Source organism: Thiohalocapsa sp. ML1, from assembly GCF_001469165.1.
Lineage (GTDB): Bacteria > Pseudomonadota > Gammaproteobacteria > Chromatiales > Chromatiaceae > Thiohalocapsa.
Map to the genome: position 1 here is coordinate 177743 of NZ_JABX01000004.1, position 18274 is coordinate 196016.

General features: G+C 64.8%; 14 protein-coding genes. 3 read left to right on the forward strand and 11 right to left on the reverse strand.

Going from position 1 to position 18274, the window contains the following annotated elements:
* Positions 1 to 22 precede the first annotated feature (22 nt).
* The 11 genes from xrtA to ML01_RS04120 form a co-directional block, all read right to left on the reverse strand.
* The gene (gene xrtA / locus ML01_RS04070) at positions 23 to 1615 is read right to left on the reverse strand and encodes an exosortase A (RefSeq protein WP_082673938.1); all 1593 of its coding nucleotides are present in this window, start codon (positions 1613 to 1615) and stop codon (positions 23 to 25) included.
* Complete coding sequence (locus ML01_RS04075) at positions 1612 to 2883, reverse strand: TIGR03087 family PEP-CTERM/XrtA system glycosyltransferase (protein ID WP_082673939.1); 1272 nt, start codon at positions 2881 to 2883, stop codon at positions 1612 to 1614. The genes xrtA and ML01_RS04075 overlap by 4 nt, the downstream gene beginning before the upstream one ends.
* An 11-nt stretch (positions 2884 to 2894) precedes the next feature.
* A complete protein-coding gene (locus ML01_RS04080; protein WP_058554120.1) occupies positions 2895 to 3953 on the reverse strand; it encodes a FemAB family XrtA/PEP-CTERM system-associated protein in 1059 nt (352 codons plus the stop codon).
* A gap of 20 nt (positions 3954 to 3973) precedes the next feature.
* Positions 3974 to 4795 (reverse strand): XrtA system polysaccharide deacetylase, encoded by an 822-nt coding sequence (locus ML01_RS04085; RefSeq protein WP_058554121.1) that lies wholly within the window; start codon positions 4793 to 4795, stop codon positions 3974 to 3976.
* Positions 4796 to 4905: 110 nt separating this feature from the next.
* Entirely contained in the window at positions 4906 to 6063 is a 1158-nt protein-coding gene (gene wecB / locus ML01_RS04090) for a non-hydrolyzing UDP-N-acetylglucosamine 2-epimerase (protein ID WP_082673944.1), read from the reverse strand.
* A 98-nt stretch (positions 6064 to 6161) separates the two neighbouring features.
* Positions 6162 to 7565 carry a TIGR03016 family PEP-CTERM system-associated outer membrane protein gene (locus ML01_RS04095; protein WP_254045132.1) on the reverse strand — a complete coding sequence of 468 codons (1404 nt, stop codon included), beginning with the start codon at positions 7563 to 7565 and terminating at the stop codon, positions 6162 to 6164.
* Between the two features lie 69 nt (positions 7566 to 7634).
* Positions 7635 to 8594 (reverse strand): XrtA-associated tyrosine autokinase, encoded by a 960-nt coding sequence (locus ML01_RS04100; RefSeq protein WP_082673941.1) that lies wholly within the window; start codon positions 8592 to 8594, stop codon positions 7635 to 7637.
* Positions 8595 to 8943: 349 nt separating this feature from the next.
* Entirely contained in the window at positions 8944 to 10533 is a 1590-nt protein-coding gene (locus ML01_RS04105) for an XrtA system polysaccharide chain length determinant (RefSeq protein WP_058554124.1), read from the reverse strand.
* 49 nt (positions 10534 to 10582) lie between these two features.
* Complete coding sequence (locus ML01_RS04110) at positions 10583 to 11197, reverse strand: XrtA/PEP-CTERM system exopolysaccharide export protein (protein WP_058554125.1); 615 nt, start codon at positions 11195 to 11197, stop codon at positions 10583 to 10585.
* Positions 11198 to 11433: 236 nt separating this feature from the next.
* Entirely contained in the window at positions 11434 to 12615 is a 1182-nt protein-coding gene (locus tag ML01_RS04115; RefSeq protein ID WP_058554126.1) for an aminotransferase class I/II-fold pyridoxal phosphate-dependent enzyme, read from the reverse strand.
* Between the two features lie 7 nt (positions 12616 to 12622).
* Complete coding sequence (locus tag ML01_RS04120; RefSeq protein ID WP_058554127.1) at positions 12623 to 13438, reverse strand: HAD-IA family hydrolase; 816 nt, start codon at positions 13436 to 13438, stop codon at positions 12623 to 12625.
* 826 nt (positions 13439 to 14264) lie between these two features.
* On the opposite strand from ML01_RS04120, the gene dksA reads away from it, so the two are divergent.
* The 3 genes from dksA (at position 14265) to ML01_RS04135 (ending at position 18201) form a co-directional block, all read left to right on the forward strand.
* Complete coding sequence (gene dksA, locus ML01_RS04125) at positions 14265 to 14699, forward strand: RNA polymerase-binding protein DksA (RefSeq protein ID WP_058554128.1); 435 nt, start codon at positions 14265 to 14267, stop codon at positions 14697 to 14699.
* A gap of 45 nt (positions 14700 to 14744) precedes the next feature.
* Positions 14745 to 15659, forward strand: coding sequence for a tRNA glutamyl-Q(34) synthetase GluQRS (gluQRS, locus tag ML01_RS04130; RefSeq protein ID WP_173865154.1), 915 nt, complete (start codon positions 14745 to 14747; stop codon positions 15657 to 15659).
* 166 nt (positions 15660 to 15825) lie between these two features.
* Complete coding sequence (locus tag ML01_RS04135; protein ID WP_058554130.1) at positions 15826 to 18201, forward strand: phosphoketolase; 2376 nt, start codon at positions 15826 to 15828, stop codon at positions 18199 to 18201.
* Positions 18202 to 18274: the final 73 nt, after the last annotated feature.

The following is an 18274-nucleotide window of genomic DNA, read 5'->3' on the forward strand; positions in this document are numbered from 1 at the left end:
AGCGCCGAATGCGCAACAGCCCTCACTCGGCCGCCGCAAGGGAGCGCTCGATCTCGGCGTCGACGGCCGGCAGCATCGCGTTCAGAAACGCGGTCAGCGCCGCGGCCGCCGTCTCCGGCTGCTCGTCGTAGGGAGCCGCGACGGCGATGAGCGCCGCCTCGCCATGGCGACCGGAAAGCCGCGACTTGGCCTCCAGCATCTTGGCGAGGTAGGGATTGGCCGTGTGCCGATCACCCACCAGATACCAGTCCCAGACCAGCAGGCGCTGGCCGCGTCGCGACAACAAGAGGTGCTGAGTAAGCCGCAGCTCACCGCTGTCCAGCATCACGCGGCGCGGGCGAACCAGCGTATCGCTCCAGATCGGATGGTCCTGCTCGATCATCACGTTCGCGGAGGTTACCAGCTCGGCGCCCTGACGCTGCGTCCGATAGACGCCGACATAGAGCCCCACAGGGATGCCTGCGTCGCCGCCCTCGGGCCGATAGAAGGCGTACAGACTACCATCGGTACCGACGACGCGCGGACGCCAATCCCAGGCATCCAGTTCCGGCGCCAGCGCCCAGCCTTGCGCCCGTGGTGCGAGGACAGCCACCGGCGCTACGTCGCCGCCATGATCCGACAGTGCCCATGCCGTTGCCGGCCAGAATACCGAGAAAACCGCGGTGACCATCAGAAAACGCAGCGCGCCGCGGCGCGAGATGGGCGTTGGTGCCTCTCGCGGCGGCAGCGGCAGCGACGCCGGCGGATCGCGCCAGATGCTGCCGACGAGGAACATGATCATGATGATGACGCCGAAGAAGACCCAGCCGTAGATTAAATGATCCACGCCGACGGCGAGCTTCATGTCGCTCAAGTGCCCGATCATGACGATCATATAGGCGCGGAAACCGTTAGCGATAATCGGCATCAAGATGGAGAACAGCACAAACAGCAGCCGCTTCCACCAGCTCGTATAGGTGAGATAGGCGAACAGCACGCCGAGGGTCACGGAGGCAATCAGATAACGCATGCCGCTGCACGCCTCGACCACGGACCACTGTCCACTTGGTATCGTGAACAAGGTGCCCTCGCGGTACACCGGTATGCCGGTGAGCTTGAGCATGCCAACGGTGAAATCGGCGGTGAAGTTCATCATGGGATAGACGAGTCCTTCGCCCACCGGCACGCCGAAAAAAAGAAACAGGATCGGGAACGCCAGAAACCGCGCGACGCGATGCCCAAGCACGCTCCAGATGGCCACCACAAGCATGCCCACGAAGGCGAACTGCTCCACCACCAGCGCGTCTACGAGTCGGCCAAGCAGCCAGCCGAAGCCAAGCGGCAGCAGCAGCACGAGGGGCCATCGCGCAGGCTGCGGCGCCAAGTGCCGCAAGCCCGCGCGCTTTTCCCACACCAGCCACAGGCTGATGGGAATGATCAGGTAGCCGTGGGCGTAGGTCTCGGAGCGTTCCCAGATCGCGACAATGGACCATGCTGTCTGGTGAAAAGCGGCGACGACCAGGACGAGGGTGGCGACAAGCAACCCGAGCCCGACGCCCCAACGGGCCAGCCAACCAGGGCTGGCCGCGGCGCCTTCGGCGGCCGGCATGGGGTGCTGTTGTGTCGTGTCAGTCATGCTGCGCCTCGTTCCAGTACCGAGTCACCGGCGACGACGCGCATGAATCCGTCGATGGCGGCGCGCCAAGTGTAGTGTTCCTGAACCAACGCGCGCGCCGCCGGACCGATGTCCACATGCAGGCCGCGCAGAACCTCGACGGTACGTGCAGCGAGCGCAGCGGGGTCGTCTTCCACCAGCAAGTGCCGACCGGCGAGTGCATCGAGACCTTCCGCGCCCATTGGCGTCGTCAGAACAGGCCGCCCGATCGCCATGCCTTCCAGCACCTTGTTCTGGATACCGCGGGCGATGCGCATTGGTGCAACGACCGCACCGGCGTGCTGCAAGTAGGGCCGGACGTCGTCGACGCGGCCAGTGACCTTAATATCGTTCCGGCGCAGCGCGAGCACATCCGGCGCCGGCCTGGCGCCCACGATATAGAAGCGCGCCGCCGGGACTTCTTGGCGCACCGCTGGCCATACCTCGGCGGCGAACCAACGCACCGCATCGACATTGGCCCAATAATCCATGGCCCCGGTAAACACAACCGCATGCTCGTCGTGGTGGTACGGACTTGGCCGCCCGGCCGCCGGTGCGAAACCATCGGCGTCCACGCCGTTAGGCACGGCCTCCAGCACCGCTGCCGAGCCGGTCAAGCGCCGGAAGAGCTCGGTCTCTGCGCTCGACACGAACAGGCCAGCGTCGAAACCCTCCGCGACCGCCGCGTCGTGTGCCAACAGACGCCGAGCCTCGCGACCATAGAGCCACGACATGGGCGGAGCGATGCGCGCCGCGTACTGCCGCCACTTGTCTGCGTCCACATCGACGAAATCGATGATGCGCCGCGCCTGGGCTGCCGCCGGAACCAGCGCGTATTGTGCCATGGCTGATGAGAAGACTACGACGCGGGAGATGTCGCCGCGCGCGAGCAATCGGGCGACCCAAGCGGACATGCGCCGGTCGCGATAGTAGCCGCTTGTCAGGGATTCGGCGCGCAGCAGCGCCGGCAGCCCTCGCAGCTTTGCCCGCAGCGGTACCAACGGCAGCAGACACAGTTCTGCGCAGCACGCCTGCAAGCGCTCGCGGTGCGCCCAATCCGCCGGGTCGTCGACGAACGCGCCGAGGTAGACCCGATAGCGCTCTGCGAGGCCCATCAGCCAGCGGTAGGAGCGGATCTTGTCTCCCTTGTCCGGCGGATAAGGGACGCGGTGACAAAGCAGCAGTACCGCACCCTCACCCTCGGCCGGCGCGCGGCCTGACGGCCGCTGGTTGGCGATCGCTTGCTGCATGGAGAGGCCGCTCAGCCCAGGTTGCGGGCGAGCACGGGCCCGACAATGTTCGCGACCGGAAGCGGCAGGCGCTTCCAGGCGGCGATGAAGTACTTGTACTTGGGGTTGTTCGGGTTGACGTCCGGCACGCAGGGACTGCGTACCAGATGGTATTGATAATGCAACGGCTCGGGCTCAAAGCCCCAGTTCTTCTTGAAGCTGAAAGACCCCGTGCCCCGCTTGCTGCGCCCGTAATCGAACACGCGGGCGCCGCGGCGCGCCGCACGGGACATGAGGTCCCAGTACATGAAATCGTTGCCGTACAGCGAGCGCGCGGCCGGGCGGCTCCCCCCGTAATAGGGGAGCACCGTGTCGCGATGATAGAAGCTCATGACACCGGCAACATCGGCGTCACCATGCCGCACGATGGACATCTCACAGATCGGGCGAAACACGCGCCAGAGCACCTCGAAGTAACGGCGCGGAAAGACCGGTGTACCGAGGTTGCGCACGCTTTCAGCGTAGATCGCATAGAACCGAGCAAGATCGTCCGTCTGCTCGGCCACCAGACCCGCGCCGATGCCCTTGCGCACCATCGCGCGCTGCTTGCGTGGAATGGCCTTCAGGTTGGCCTCGTCGTCATCGCAGATCGGCTTGCGAAAGGTGACGTAGAGCTGATCTTTGGTTGGCCAGTTGGCGGTTGGCCAGTCGGCCTCCGCCGCGGTCTGGTTGCGCAGCTCCAAGGCGTCGACGTTGAGCACCCGCGCCAACTCCACCGCATGATCGATGACCGCCCGATGCGCGTCCTCGCTGACGGCCAGCACACCGCCGTAAACACAGCCCGGGGTCGAGACCAGCGTATGACCGAATAGCCTGCTCTTGACCTCTGCCAGCGGCAGCACCGCCTCGACGCGCTCACCACGCCAAGCCATCAGGAAATGCGGCTTGTGGCGGAGACCTTGGCCGACGGCCTCATGCCAGCCGGCGAGGTGACAGAAGGTCGCCGACGGATGCAAGGCCACGAACGCATCCCAGGCTGCCTCGTGCCCGGGCACCAACTCAGTGACCCGCAGATCGGCGGCGCTCGTCATGTGGGTGCTGCTCCGTGCCGTCACTGCTGCGACAGGAAGATACGGTCCATGCGCGACCAGCGAAAATCAGCAGCGAGCGCTCGCAGGCGTCCTTCCATGCGCGCCAAATTCAAATAGTGGCGAACCCTGGTTTTCAGCCCGATACCGAGCTGCTTCGGCTGCCCCGTATCCACTTCCCAGGGATGGAAGTAGAACACCGCCGCCTGGCCATCACGTCGATTGACGCGACGCAGCGCCCAACGCGAGTAGGCGTAGGGGAACAAGCGGAAATATCCGCCGCCACCGCACGGCCACTTGCGCTCGCCAAAGGCAATGGTGGTGACCGGGACTTCCACGAGGCTGGCACAATGATCAGGCCGGAAGGCAAACCGAGGCGCTTCCGGCATGCCGTACAAGTCATGGTGAATCGGGTAAATGCTGGAGGAGTACCGATGGCCGGTCTCCTCCAGCACCCGCAAGGCCCAGAGGTTGCTGCGACCGATGGAGTAGCTTGGCGCCCGGTAACCACGCACGGCGACCCCGCCAACGTCTTCCAACAGCGCCTTGGTGCGGGTGACATCGGCACGGAAGCCGGACTCGTCCAGCTCCGTCACCCGGATGTGCGCGTAGCCGTGGCTTGCCAACTCGTGCCCCGCGGCCACGATCCGCCGAACCATTGCCGGATAGCGCTCTGCGATCCAGCCGAGCGTAAAGAAGGTCGCGTGGATATCGAACTCCGCGAACAGCGCAAGAATGCGCTCGACGTTCGCCTCGACCCGGCACGGCAGCCTGTCCCAGTCGCTCCGGCTGATGTGCCGCTCGAACGCGGACACCTGAAAATAGTCCTCGACGTCGACCGTCATTGCATTGACGGGATGCCCGGAAGCGGCGGCCCTGGGTGGCGATGCAAGCGCATCTGCCGTCACCGTCGACCGCGGCTCAGCGTCGCGGGCGGCTACTTCCGCGAGCAGCGTCATGGCTGATGTCCATCGTTGGTAGGATCGGCCGGTGCACCGCGCTGCCGAAACCAGTGTTCAAGCGTGTCAACGATGCGCCGGGCGGCCCGTCCATCCCAGTACTCCGGGATTCGCCCGGCCTTGCCGCCGTCGCGCAGCGTACTCCGCGCAATACCGAGAATTCGTTCCGGGTCCGCGCCGACAATGGTATTGGTGCCTTGCGTCACCGTGATAGGACGCTCCGTGTTCTCACGCAGTGTCAGGCATGGCACGCCGAGCGCCGTGGTCTCCTCCTGGATGCCGCCCGAGTCCGTCAAGACCATCGTCGCACCCTGGAGCAATGCGAGCATATCCAGGTAATCCAGGGGAGGCAGCAGCGTACAGGCCCCACGCGCAGGTTCCATCAAGCCTGCCGAACCGAGCCGGGACGCCGTGCGCGGATGGACCGGGAACAACAAGGGCAACTCAGCCCCAAGCTCGTTCAAGGTATCCACCAAGCGAGCCAGCGTTTGCGTGTCATCCACGTTCGAAGGCCGATGCAGCGTGACGACGCCGAAGCGGGCCGGCGCCGCCGACCCGATCTCGGCGCGTCGCAATACTGCCGCCACACTCGGAGCCCGTTCCCGGTTATGCAGCAGGGTGTCGATCATGACGTTTCCAACAAAGTGCACACGCTCGCTGTCGACGCCCTCGCGCACGAGATTGTCCAACGCGCCCCGCTCCGTGGTGAATAACAGGTCCGACACTTGGTCCGTCAAAACGCGATTGATCTCCTCCGGCATGCTCCGATCGAAGCTCCGCAGGCCAGCCTCGACATGGATCACCGGAACCTGTTTCTTTGCAGCCACCAGAGCGCAGGCAATGGTCGAGTTCACGTCGCCGACGACCAAGACGGCGTCTGGCAACTCCCGGTCCAATATGGGCTCAAAGCGCCGCATGATCTCTGCAGTCTGCACCGCATGCGACGCCGACCCCACGCCAAGGTCCTCATCCGGCTCGGGGATCTGCAACTGCTCAAAGAAGGCCTGCTTCATCGCCGCGTCGTAGTGCTGTCCCGTGTGCACCAGGTACGACTCAAACGTGTCCGCTCGCTGCAGCTCGCGCATGAGCGGCGCGATCTTCATAAAGTTTGGTCGCGCCCCGACAACACACATGATTCGCTTGGGCATTTGCATCCTCTCAGAGCGGTGCATTGATGATCGGATCCGACGGCACTGCACATCGGCATGGCGTCAGCCGCCAGCGTTCACTCTCTACGCGTCGCCGGGTGCAGTTACAACCTGAAATTGAAGTCCATCGTGAAACGATTCTCCGAGAAGGACAAGCCGGGGGCATCCCCATCGCGATTCAGGCGCCCGATCCGCGCGCCAACGCGGGTTCGGCGCCCCAACTGGTAAGAAAGCCCGAGGTCAAGCGCGTCCTGCGTGTAATCGAAGCGCGAGTCCGCATCCTCCCGATGGTGCCAAAGATTGACGACGGCATTTCCGGACAGCCTGCCCGACAGGCGCCGTGAATAGGTGAACTGCAGTTGATTGTCCAGTGTGTCACGGTCGGATTCGCTGTAATCCCGATCTGTGAGGAACCAGCGCAGCGACGCACTGTTGCGGCCTTTCTGGTACTGCGAGAGGAACTCAAAACGATGGTTCAGGAAGGTCTCCTCGACCAACGCCGGCGTTGTTACCGTTACGAAAGCTACATCGCCGTCGAGAAATGGGCTTGCTATCTCATTACCGAAGAGGTCTTCCACCGGCACGACCTGTTCCCGCTGCAGCACCGTCGCCACGTTCTCGATCGAAACCTCATAGGACGAGCGAAACGCCCAGCGTTTGTGCTGATAGCGGCCGTTGAAGCGGTAGACATCGCCGAAAAAGCGCTCGCCAACGCCAAGCTCGAACTGCGCACGCGGAACGGGTGTCCAGAGAAATCGCGTTTCCCAGCGACCGCCGCTGGTACCCCCGTCCGCTGCTCGAAAGGTGCCCCGGCCGTCATCGTAGCCGAGGATCAAGTCCAGGCGATATTTCGGACTGAGGATATAACCTATCCGCGTGTCGAAAGACCCGAAGCCCTCGCCATCATCCGTGTCGAACACCCGTCGCCGCCAGTTAACCGACCAAGGGACCGTGGTGAACATCGGGCCGCTCACGACCTGCACACTGCTGTCCTGTGTTCCGGTTCGCAGCCCGTCGTTAGTGTCTCCGGTGGAGGCGGTCCAAGTGGAGCCGACGCCGGGGGAGATGCGGACGGTAGCGAAGCGCCCATCCAATACCGGCAGCTCAACCCGGGGGGTTATCGCCACCGACGCCTGTTGGGCAAAAGCATCGTTTCCACCGATTGCGTCGAAACGGCTGTTGACGCGTGGATCAATCAGCGCCTGATTCGCCGTGGCGCGCATGTCGAGAAAGAAGTAACGCTCGATAACCTCCATGTTGAGAGATGCCTGCAGCGTATGTTGCACATCATTGAGCTCGGAGTGCCCGGGATAGAACAACACGCTTGGTCCGTAATCGAACCGCGTGCGCACGCGGTTGCCGCTGCGCGAGGAACTGATGAACGGCCGCATCCGGATGACGCCGCCAGCCTCGGTATCCTCGCTCGACAAAAACAGATTGTCGGTGAAGATCACACTGCCGCTCAAGCCGCCCGCTCCTCGCCAATCGCCGACAGCAGGGCTGGCCATGAGCGTCACGGCCAGTAAGGCAAGTAATCTCGCAGACATGGCCGGGCGGCTCGGGCAACGCAAACCAGATCAACCCTTCTTGTTCTGGTCTTCTTTGTCGGCGCCGTAATCGCCACCGTATCCGTAACCGTAACCATAGCCGTAACCGTAGCCATAGCCATAGCCGTACTGGTAGCCGTACTTTCCCGAGAACAACGTGCTCTTGCACTTGTTGAGCAGCATGTAGACATTATCCGTGCGCCCGATCTGCGCGACGGTCTCTTTGACCAGCCCCTGCGGAGTGGCCTCATGCTCGACAACGATCACGATCTGCCCCATCAGGGATGCGAGCACAGGCGCCTCGCTCGTGGCAAGCACGGGCGGCGAATCGAACAACACGATGCGGTCCGGATAGCGGGTTGCGACATCATGGAGCAGGCGACGCATGTTCTGGCTCGCCAACAGTTCCGTAGACTGGCGGTGCCGCTGCCCAGCAGGCAGTATCGACAGTTTCGGAATGTCCGTGGGTCGAACGAGCTGCGTGAGGTCGGTACCCTCATCAAGATGCTCAATCAAGCCCGGCGCGTCCCCAAGCCCCACCCGGCGCGACAATCCCGGCTTCGCGACATCGCCGTCGATCAGCAAGACCCAACAGTCCAGCTCAAGTGTCATCGAGGCCGCCAGGTTCAAAGAAACGAAGGTCTTGCCTTCACTTTGAACGGAACTGGAGACCATGATGAGATTGAAGGGGGAATCTCCGTCATGTCGCCGCTCGAATGCATTCATGAGCAACGGCCGCTTGATCATGCGAAATTCTTCGGAGATACGCTTATGCTCGCCACGCTCTCGCTTGGTCCGCTCCTCCTTCGGCAGCACCATGACCTCGCCAGTCTCAAGAATCGGTACTTCGTAGAGCGGATCGAAGGCAGCCGACGGCTCGGCATCGACAGAAGCAGTCTGCCATTCGTCACCCAGCGGCCTAGACGCCTGCTGACGCATCCAGCGAGAGGGATCGTCATTCGGTGGCTGCGTGCTGGTGGTAGTTGACATTGGTTCTCACCTAAACCGGCAGAGCCGGAACTAAGAAGCGCTTTGGGTTGCCGTCGCCGAGTCCCCAGTCCCTCGGTGTCCGAGCCGACATAAACAGGGGCTCTCCGTCGGTTGGCTCGACACTTGTTGCATTACAAGGATCAGGCCCTCCGGCAGGCTTCACCAAGAACACGCAGCCACAGCGCGGCAAAGTGTCGAGAGCGGGAAGCGGGCACCACACGCTCTGCGTATCGGGGCGAAGCCGCGCCGAAGTGGCCGATACGGGTCGTTCATGCCAGACAGGGATCTCGCAACAATTGCGACAACCTAGTGCTGGCTGCCGAGGCCCGACGGCAGCCCTGGACCGCGGTCAAAACGGCAACCGCGCTGCCAGATCAATGTCGAGGAAAAAGGCCGTTAGTACCGCCGCGTAGCTCGCGATGAGTAAAAGCAGAGCGATCGTGAAGCCAACAGTAGCAAGCCGGGACCGAAGACGTTGTCGCGGAACCGTAATCAAGTTGACGCTGCCGATCACCGGAACACCCGTCACCTCGGCCAACTGCCGCCTGTCGAAGAACACGGGGCGCAATTGAGCGAGCAGAAAAGCGATGCCGAGTCCGGCGACGAGCGAGCCACCAAACACCTGGGTTGACATGCCGATACGATCCGGACCCGTGGGTTTCTTCGGCACCCGGGGTGGATCTAGGGTGCGGAACTTCACGGTGTCGACGCTTGTATCCACTTCGCGTGTCATGCGCGCTTGCTCTAACCGCTTGAGCAGTGCCTGATGGTTGTCTTGCAGGATGCCGTAGTCGCGATTGAGCTGCTTCTCCTCGGCCTCGATCTGAAGCACTTCGTCGACGGCCGTCTGGAATTGCTCAATCTTGTTGCGCAATGTCGCTACGCGCGTCTCCTCTGTTGCGACCTCGGTATTCGCGCCGGCCAAGCGCAGTTGCATTTCCTGGTACACAGGGCTCTGCGATAAGGATTGCACAACGGCAACCTCGTCGTTGCGCCGTTCCTCGACGTAGTTGTCTCGCTCTTCATCCCGACGCTGGACCAGCCTTGCAAGCGCACGCTTCATCGCGATGACCTCCGGATGACGCTCCGTGTAGCGGATCAGGAGATCCTCTATCTGGCCCTCCATTTCAGCGACCTTTTGATCCAGCGGATTCGTGACTGCCTTGGATTCCTCCTGCAGCCAGGTCTCGAAATACGGCAGGCTTGCCGCGTCGCTCTGCATGTATTCCAGTTGCTGCGCCATTTCCTCCCGACGACTCTCGGCGAGTGCGAGGTTGTCCTGCGCCTCGATTAACCCGCGCTTCGCCTGCTTCAGCCGGTCGTAATAGGTCCCCTTCTCGGAGAGCAGGTCCAGATTGCGCATCTTGAAGTCTTTGACCTTGCGCTCAGCATCGATGAGTCGGCGCTCATAGTCTTTGAGCTCACGCTGCAGGAAGCGCTCGGCGGAGTCCTGATCCTGACGCGACGAGCCGAGATTCGATTCGACGAAGATCGTCAGCATGGACTGCACGACCCGCTTCGCCAATTCCGGAGACTGGTCGGCGAAGCTGATGGTGTAAACGTTGTTGCCGCTGGTGCCGAGCTTGACCCGTTTCTTCAGGTCCGCAACGAGTGCATCCATTTCCTCCGGCGTATTCGCACGCAGATCCATATCCGTCATGCGGGCGAGCTTTTCCATGTTCTCGCGCCCGAAGAGCACGTTGGTCATCATCCGGATGCGCTGGCCTTCGTTGGTGTTGATGGCCAAACCGGCGAGCAGCGGCGTCAGCACGGAATCGGTATCGACATAGACCCGAGCACTGGAGCTATAGGTATCCGGAAGTGACGCAACATAGGCCCAACCGATGGGCGATGCCACGGCCGCGACAACTAGCACGAACCAGCGATAGCGCCAGACGCCGCTCAGGTAGAAGAGCGCTAGACGGATGATTTCTTGCATCGGATTGCTCTCGAATCGCTCTCGGGCGGCGAGCCGTCGGGGAACGCAGCTAGAACCAGGACTCAGGTATCAGCAAGATATCGCCGGGACGCATGTCCACGTTTGCGGACAGCTCCGCATCTTGGATCAGCGCACGGAGACGAACCGTATATCGCCGCTGCTCGCCGTCCTCGAACCGCACCAGCACCGCGCGGTTGCCATCGGCAAACTCCGTGATGCCGCCGACCTGGATCATCAGGTCCAGCAACGTCATGCCGTCGCGATACTGCACCGACAACGGCTGCGTCGCCTCACCTAGGACACGGATCTGTTCCGGGAAGACGCCGACGAACCCCTGAACGATGACGGTCACAAGCGGGTCTCGCAAGAATACGGACAGCGCCTCTTCAAGATCCCGGGCGAGCTCGGTCGGCGTCTTGCCGGCGGCCGGTACGTCTTCGAGCAGCGGCGCGGTGATATAGCCGTCCGGGCGCACCGGCACCGTCGTGCTGACTTCCGGGTATCGCCACACGAACACCTGCACCGAGTCGCCAGGCCCGATCTTGTACTTCTGCGCATAGCGCAACTGGTAGGTTGCCTCCGGGAGAGGCGGGTATTTCACCTTCGCGCAACCGCTGATCCCAACGATTGCCGCGAGCGCGAGTATGAGTAGGAGCCGGGCCATGGACAACGCTTCAAGAGACTGATCGCGGGAGTAAATTGATCGCGGTCCGTCCGACGGGGTGCGCCCGAGCTCCGCGAAGCGGGGCGATTATTGCACAGCAGGCGGGCGATTTGGCCCGCAACGCGCCCGAATCCGGGGTGCAAGCCGTGCTCCCGGTCGGACACGGAAGCCGACCGTCGGATGCGCACGGCGCGCGGTTCGCGCAACCTCGGTGCCCGCGCGGCCCCAACCGGCGCTCAGCCGACGGGCCGCTGGTTGTCCAACAGATAGGTCTCAAGGCGCGCCAAGGCGACCTCGATCTGCGCCGCTTCCTCAACATAGGCGAAACGCACCGTGCGCGCCGCCTGCGGGCCGCCGAAATCGACGCCAGGCGTCACCGCAACGCCGGTTGCCGCGAGCAGTGTCGCCGCGAAGGTCACCGCGTCACCGAGCCCTGGCGGCAGCTCGGTGAACACGTAAAAGGCGCCCTGCGGCGGATGCGGGAGAGCGAACCCGATGCGCCGAAGCCCGGCGAGCAACAGATCGCGACGCTGTCGCAGCACCAGACGGCGGGCATCGAACAGCGCCATAACCTCGCGCGTCAGCGCCGCCGCGGCGACATGCTGCGCAAGCGTCGGCGGCGCGAGAAAGAGATTCTGTGCCAGCCGCTCCACCACCGGCGCCCAGCCGGGCGGCACCACCAGCCAGCCGAGCCGCCAGCCGGTGAGCCCGAAGTACTTCGAGAAACTGTTGACGACAAAGAGCCCGTCGTCGCCGCCTTGCAGCGCGGTGGTATCGGCGGCGTCATACACGAGCCCCTGGTAGGTCTCGTCTACGATCAGGGCAGCCTGCCGATTGCGCGCGACCGCCAGCAGCGCGCTGAGATCGGCCGCATCCAGAACCGCGCCCGTGGGATTGCCCGGGGTTGTCACCATCAGCACCCGCGTGCCCGGCTGCCACTGCCGGGCCGCGACCTCGGCGGTGGGCCGCCAGCCGGTCTCGGCGCGCAGCGCAACGCCCTGCACGACCCCGCCGACCACGGCGGCAATGTGTCGATGGCAGGGGTAACCGGGCTCCGTCACCAGCACGCCGTCGCCCGGTTGCAGGATGGCCGCCAGCGCGAGCTGCAGCGCACCCGAGCCGCCGGGCGTGACGATGATGCGCCCAGGATCGACCTCGACCGAGTACCGGTCTGCGTAATGCGCGGCGATGGCATGGCGCAGCGCGGGCAGACCGGCGGACGGCGTGTAGCCCATGGACTCGCTGTCGAGGGCGCGCCGGGCCACCGCCAGCAGCGGTTCAGGCATCGGAAAGCGCGGCTCACCTACCTCCATGTGGATGACAGTCTGGCCTGCGGCCTCCATGGCCTTGGCGCGCTCCAGGATGCGCATGACCTGAAACGGCGCGACTGCCGCGGCGCGCGCCGCGGGCACCAACATGGCGGGCTCAGCGACCGGCGCAGGCACAGCGGTGCAGCTCGCGCAGCACGGCAAGGTCGATCAAGCCGCGATCGGCGACCACCGGCGCCACCGCCTCCGCGCAGCCGCCGGCGAGCAGACGGGGTGCGGCGCCGGGCTCGCCGAGCCCATCCGCCACCAGGGCAGCACCGCTGAAATCCTGCGCCTCGGTATAGGAGCTCACGGTCACCAGCAGTGCATCCAGCCCCGCGCCCAAGGCCGAGCGCACGCCGTTGTCCGAGTCCTCGACCGCGACACAGGCCGACGCCGGCAGCCCAAGCTCCGCGAGAGCCAGCGCAAAAATGTCCGGCGCCGGCTTCTTTGCCGGCACGACATCCCCTGCCGCGATGACGCGAAACCAGCGGCTGAGCTCCGGGTACCGCCCCGGCACCTGCACCGCCGACAGCAAGGCCGTTACGTTCTCCGGCGTCGTGGTGGTGGCAATGGCGAGCTGCAAGCCGGCGTCGAAGGCCTCGCGCAACAACCGCAGCACGCCGGGGCGAAGCCCGATGGCCCCTTGGCGCATCATCTCCGTGTAGTGCTCGGTCTTGCGCTGATGCAAGCCACGGACGAAATCGTCAAGCGGCGCCGGCAGCACGAAGTCGGGGCGGTGCTCGGCAAGATAAGCGCGGATGCGCTCCTTGCCGCCGGTGACGCGTAGCAGCTCGCCGTAGAGCGGCACGCTCCAGTCCCAGTCGAGACCCGCGTCGGCAAAGGCGGCGTTGAAGGCGATGCGGTGGCCATCGCGCTCGGTGTCGGCGAGGGTGCCGTCGACGTCGAAGATGATGGCCTCAAGCGCAGACATTGCTGACTCCGGGAAAGTACGGTAAGCAGGGCGCGGGAGCCTAGCACAGGGCCGGACTAGACTGCTTGGCCGCGCCAAATGCTTGCAGATGAGTCAAGTTTCGTGGCGACAAGGTGCTTGCGGGAAAAGGGGCCGAGGGCCAAGGGAGCCCTCCTCGGCCCTTGACCCTTGGCCCTTGGCCCTTGGCCCTTGGTTCACCTGCGGCGATGACCGGATTGCGCAACAAGCGCTTCGCGTCCTGGTCGGTCTGAGGCTCTGCCTCGCTAGCTCCTAGATTGCTTGGGGCGCCGCCCGCTTTCCAGCCGGCTCGGCGCTGGGGCGCCTGACCGGGATCGTCGGCTTTCCAGCCGGCTCGGCTCGATGCCGTGTCGTCAGCGTTTGAGCGAATTCAGAGGGCACATGCGCGGTCGTCCACCCGGCGGCGCGGCGTGGGCAACCGCCCGGCGCCCGCACCGCAGATCGCGCTCCATCGATCAACCCGGGCCCACCCCACGGCTCGTGGGTCTGAGGCTTAGCCTCGCTAGATTGCTTGACGGCACCAAATGTTTGCAGATGAGTCAAGTTTCATGGCGACAAGGTGCTTGAAGGAACAAGGGCGGAGGGCCAAGGGAGCCCTCCTAGGCCCTCGGCCCTCGGCCCTTGGGCGGTGGCCTTTCGCGGGGCGGTGAGCGACACCGCTCGCACCTGGCATGTTGCCGAGGATTTCGCGCTCTGGTAGAAACGCGCATTCTATGGCGCCCAGGGCGCCCCGCCGGGTACACAAGGTCCGGCGGGCACCGGGCGGAAGGTCAAGTATCGACGATCCTTAGTCTGCGGGAGTACACCCATGCCCGAGGCGAACGCACACGGCGCCAAGCCGTTCGGTTTCGAACCCTACGAGGCCGGCAAGGACGAGGACTATATGAGTCCCGAGCAGGAGGAGCACTTCCGCGGCCTGCTCCTGGAATGGAAGCGCCAGTTGATGGAAGAAGTGGATCGCACCGTGCATCACATGCAGGACGAGGCCACCAACTTCCCGGACCCCAACGACCGGGCGACGCAGGAATCCGAGTTCAGCCTGGAGCTGCGCACCCGCGACCGCGAACGCAAGCTGATCAAGAAGATCGACGAGGCGCTCGCCCGCATCGACGAGCACGAGTACGGCTACTGCGAGGCCTGCGGCGTCGAGATTGGCGTCCGCCGACTGGAGGCACGGCCGACGGCGACGCTCTGCATCGACTGCAAGACCCTCGATGAGATCCGGGAGAAGCAGCGCGGCTAAGCCACGGCCGGGCGCCGCAACCCAATCAGCCGGGCGCCAGGCGGCTTGAGCACTGCGGCGGTCGGCTCGCGCTGCCGCGGCCGCTTCGCCCCCTCCCCCACCGGACCGCTCCACTTCGGCTCGCTCGTGGCGGCGCTCGGGAGCTTCGCCGACGCGCGCAGCGGCGCCGGCGAATGGCTCGTGCGCATCGAAGACCTCGACCGCACCCGCGAGGTGCCGGGCGCGGCCGATGGCATGCTCCGCACGCTGGAGGCTTTCGGCCTGCATTGGGATGGCCCCGTGCTCTACCAGCGATTGCGCACGGACGCCTATGCCGCCGCGCTCGAGCGGCTGGTCGCGCAAGGCCTCTGCTACCCCTGCGGCTGCACGCGGCGGGAGATCGCGCTGCGCGCCAGGCCCGGCCTCGAAGGACCCATCTACCCCGGCACCTGCCGCAACGGCCTGCCGCCGGGGCGCGCAGCGCGGAGCGTGCGCCTGCGCACGACCCACGCGTCCATCCGCTTCGCCGACGCCATCCTGGGGCCACAGACGCAGGACGTTGCCGAGGTCGTCGGCGACTTCGTGCTGCGCCGCGCCGACGGCATCCACGCCTACCAGCTCGCCGTCGTCGTCGACGACGCCGAGCAGGGCATCACGAACGTCGTGCGCGGTGCCGACCTGCTTGCCTCGACCCCGCGCCAGATCCTGCTGCAGCGGCATCTGGGTTTGCCGAAACCCGTCTACGCGCACCTGCCGCTGGCGCTCGGCGCCGACGGCCGCAAGCTCTCCAAGTCCCTCGCCGCGCTGCCCGTCGATGCCGCCCGGCCGCTGCCCGCGCTGCTCGCCGCCTGGCGCTTTCTGGGCCAGGAGGCGCCACCGGAGCCGTGCAAAGACGTGGCGAGCTTCTGGGCCTGGGCCTTACCGAACTGGCAACGACACCTGGTACCGTCACAAGGCCTTAACGTCACGGTCCTAATCTAGCGCTGCGGGGCGTCGAACCGGAAAATAGGGCCAAGGGCCAAGGGCCAAGGGTGGCTCCCTCGGCCCTTAGCCCTTTGGCCCTTGGTCCCCGCTTTCGTCGCCGAAATCGGCATCCTGCCCTACCAGCCGGCCTGGCCCGGCGTCATCACAGTGAGAGGAGGCCCACATGACCGAGCGCACCACCACGCCCCTGGCCCCGGAAGAGCTCACGCGCATCGACGCCTACTGGCGCGCGTGCAACTACCTCGCCGTCGGCATGATTTACCTCAAGGGCAACCCGCTGCTGCGCGAGCCGCTGAGGCCTGAGCACATCAAGCAGCGCCTGCTCGGCCACTGGGGCGCGAGCCCCGGCTTGGCGTTCATGTACTGCCACGCCAACCGCATCATCCTGAACCACCAACAGCAGGCGATTTTCCTGGCCGGCCCCGGCCACGGCGCCCCGGGCGTGCTCGGCCCCGTGTACCTTGAAGGCACCTATGCCGAGATCTACCCGAACAAGTCCGAGGACGAGGAGGGCATGAAGGCCTTCTTCAAGCAATTCTCCTTCCCCGGCGGCATCGGCTCCCATTGCACACCCGAGACCCCTGGGTCGATCCACGAGGGCGGCGAGCTCGGCTACTCCATCAGCCACGCTTTCGGTGCGGCCTTCGACAACCCGGACCTGCTGGTGGTGGCGGCCGTCGGCGACGGCGAGTCCGAGACCGGCGCGCTGGCCACGTCCTGGCACTCCAACAAGTACCTGAACGCCGCCCGCGACGGCGCGGTGCTGCCGATCCTTCACCTCAACGGCTACAAGATCAACAATCCGACCCTGCTCGCGCGCATCCCCGAGGACGAGCTGCGCGCGCTGTTCCAGGGCTACGGCTGGGAGCCGCACTTCGTCTCCGGCGACGAGCCTCTTGACATGCACCAGCAGATGGCCGCAACCATGGATGCCTGCTATGCCGAGATCCAGGCGCACCAGCAGGATGCCCGCGCCAAGGGTGCCGCCAATGTCCGGCGCTATCGCTGGCCGATGATCGTGCTGCGCTCGCCGAAGGGCTGGACGGGCCCGAAGGAGGTGGACGGCAACAAGGTGGAGGGCTTCTGGCGCGCCCACCAAGTGCCGCTGTCGGGCCTGCACGACAACGCCGAGCACCTGGCGCAACTGGAAGCCTGGATGCGGAGCTACAAGCCCGAGGAGCTCTTCGACGACACGGGCAAGCTCAAGCCCGAGATCCGCGCCGCGGCGCCGGAAGGCAACCTGCGCATGAGCGCGAGCCCGCACGCCAACGGCGGCCTGCTGCGCCGTTCGTTGCGCATGCCGGACTTCCGCAAGTACGCCTGCGTGGTGGAGCGCCCCGGCACAGTGCGCGCGATGAACACCAAGCCCTTGGGCGCGCTGCTGCGCGACATCATGCGCAACAACATGCACAACTTCCGCGTCTTCGGCCCGGACGAGAACACCTCCAATAAGCTCGACGCCATCTACGAGGTGTCGAAGAAGCTCTGGCTGGAGGAGTACCTGCCGGAGGACGCCGACGGCGGCGAGCTGTCACCGGACGGGCGCGTGATGGAAATGCTCTCCGAGCACACGCTGGAGGGCTGGTTCGAGGGCTATGTGCTCACCGGGCGCCACGGCTTCTTCGCGAGCTACGAGGCCTTCATCCACGTCATCGACAGCATGTACAACCAGCACGCCAAGTGGCTCGCCATCTGCAACGAGATCCCCTGGCGCGCGCCCGTGCCGTCGCTGAACCTGCTGATCACATCCACGGTCTGGCGGCAAGACCACAACGGCTTCACGCACCAGGACCCGGGCTTCCTGGACGTGGTCGTGAACAAGTCCGCCGAGGTGGCGCGCATCTACCTGCCGCCGGACGTGAATTGTCTCCTGTCCGTAGCCAACCACTGCCTGCGGAGCATGAACTACATCAACGTCATCGTCGCGGACAAGCAGAACCACCTGCAGTACCTGGGCATGGAAGACGCCATCAAGCACTGCACCAAGGGCGTTGGCATCTGGGACTGGGCCAGCAACGACGAGGGCTTCGAGCCCGACGTGGTCATGGTGGGCTGCGGCGATATTCCCACCAAGGAGGCGCTGGCCGCGACGGCCATGCTGCGTGCTGAGTTCGACGACATCAAGATTCGCTTCGTCAACGTCGTTGACCTGATGACACTACACCACGAGGGCCCGCATGCGCTCTCCGAGCGCGACTTCGACAGCATTTTCACGCGCGACAAGCCGGTCATCTTCAACTTCCACGGCTATCCTTGGCTGATCCACCGGCTCACGTACAAGCACGCGAACCACTCGCAGTTTCACGTGCGCGGCTACAAGGAGCGCGGCAATATCAACACGCCGCTGGAGCTCGCCATCGAGAACGAGATCGACCGCTTCAGTCTCGCCATCGACGTCATCGACCGCGTGCCGCGGCTCGCCGTGCTCGGCGCCCATGCCAAACAGCGCTTCCGCGACCTGCAGATCGACGCACGGAACTACGCCTTCGAGCACGGCACGGACACGCCCGAATATGACGATTGGGTTTGGCCTTTATAGGAAGGGGCGAGGGCCGAGGGCCGAGGATGCGGTCGCAACGACGCACATCAGCCCTCGGCCCTTCCGCCTTGGC

Coding starts and splice junctions, on each gene's coding strand:
- xrtA (WP_082673938.1), bottom strand. CDS start 1,615: ATGACTGACACGACACAACAGCACCCCATGCCGGCCGCCGAAGGCGCC.
- ML01_RS04075 (WP_082673939.1), bottom strand. CDS start 2,883: ATGCAGCAAGCGATCGCCAACCAGCGGCCGTCAGGCCGCGCGCCGGCC.
- ML01_RS04080 (WP_058554120.1), bottom strand. CDS start 3,953: ATGACGAGCGCCGCCGATCTGCGGGTCACTGAGTTGGTGCCCGGGCAC.
- ML01_RS04085 (WP_058554121.1), bottom strand. CDS start 4,795: ATGACGGTCGACGTCGAGGACTATTTTCAGGTGTCCGCGTTCGAGCGG.
- wecB (WP_082673944.1), bottom strand. CDS start 6,063: ATGCAAATGCCCAAGCGAATCATGTGTGTTGTCGGGGCGCGACCAAAC.
- ML01_RS04095 (WP_254045132.1), bottom strand. CDS start 7,565: ATGGCCAGCCCTGCTGTCGGCGATTGGCGAGGAGCGGGCGGCTTGAGC.
- ML01_RS04100 (WP_082673941.1), bottom strand. CDS start 8,594: ATGTCAACTACCACCAGCACGCAGCCACCGAATGACGATCCCTCTCGC.
- ML01_RS04105 (WP_058554124.1), bottom strand. CDS start 10,533: ATGCAAGAAATCATCCGTCTAGCGCTCTTCTACCTGAGCGGCGTCTGG.
- ML01_RS04110 (WP_058554125.1), bottom strand. CDS start 11,197: ATGGCCCGGCTCCTACTCATACTCGCGCTCGCGGCAATCGTTGGGATC.
- ML01_RS04115 (WP_058554126.1), bottom strand. CDS start 12,615: ATGTTGGTGCCCGCGGCGCGCGCCGCGGCAGTCGCGCCGTTTCAGGTC.
- ML01_RS04120 (WP_058554127.1), bottom strand. CDS start 13,438: ATGTCTGCGCTTGAGGCCATCATCTTCGACGTCGACGGCACCCTCGCC.
- dksA (WP_058554128.1), top strand. CDS start 14,265: ATGCCCGAGGCGAACGCACACGGCGCCAAGCCGTTCGGTTTCGAACCC.
- ML01_RS04135 (WP_058554130.1), top strand. CDS start 15,826: ATGACCGAGCGCACCACCACGCCCCTGGCCCCGGAAGAGCTCACGCGC.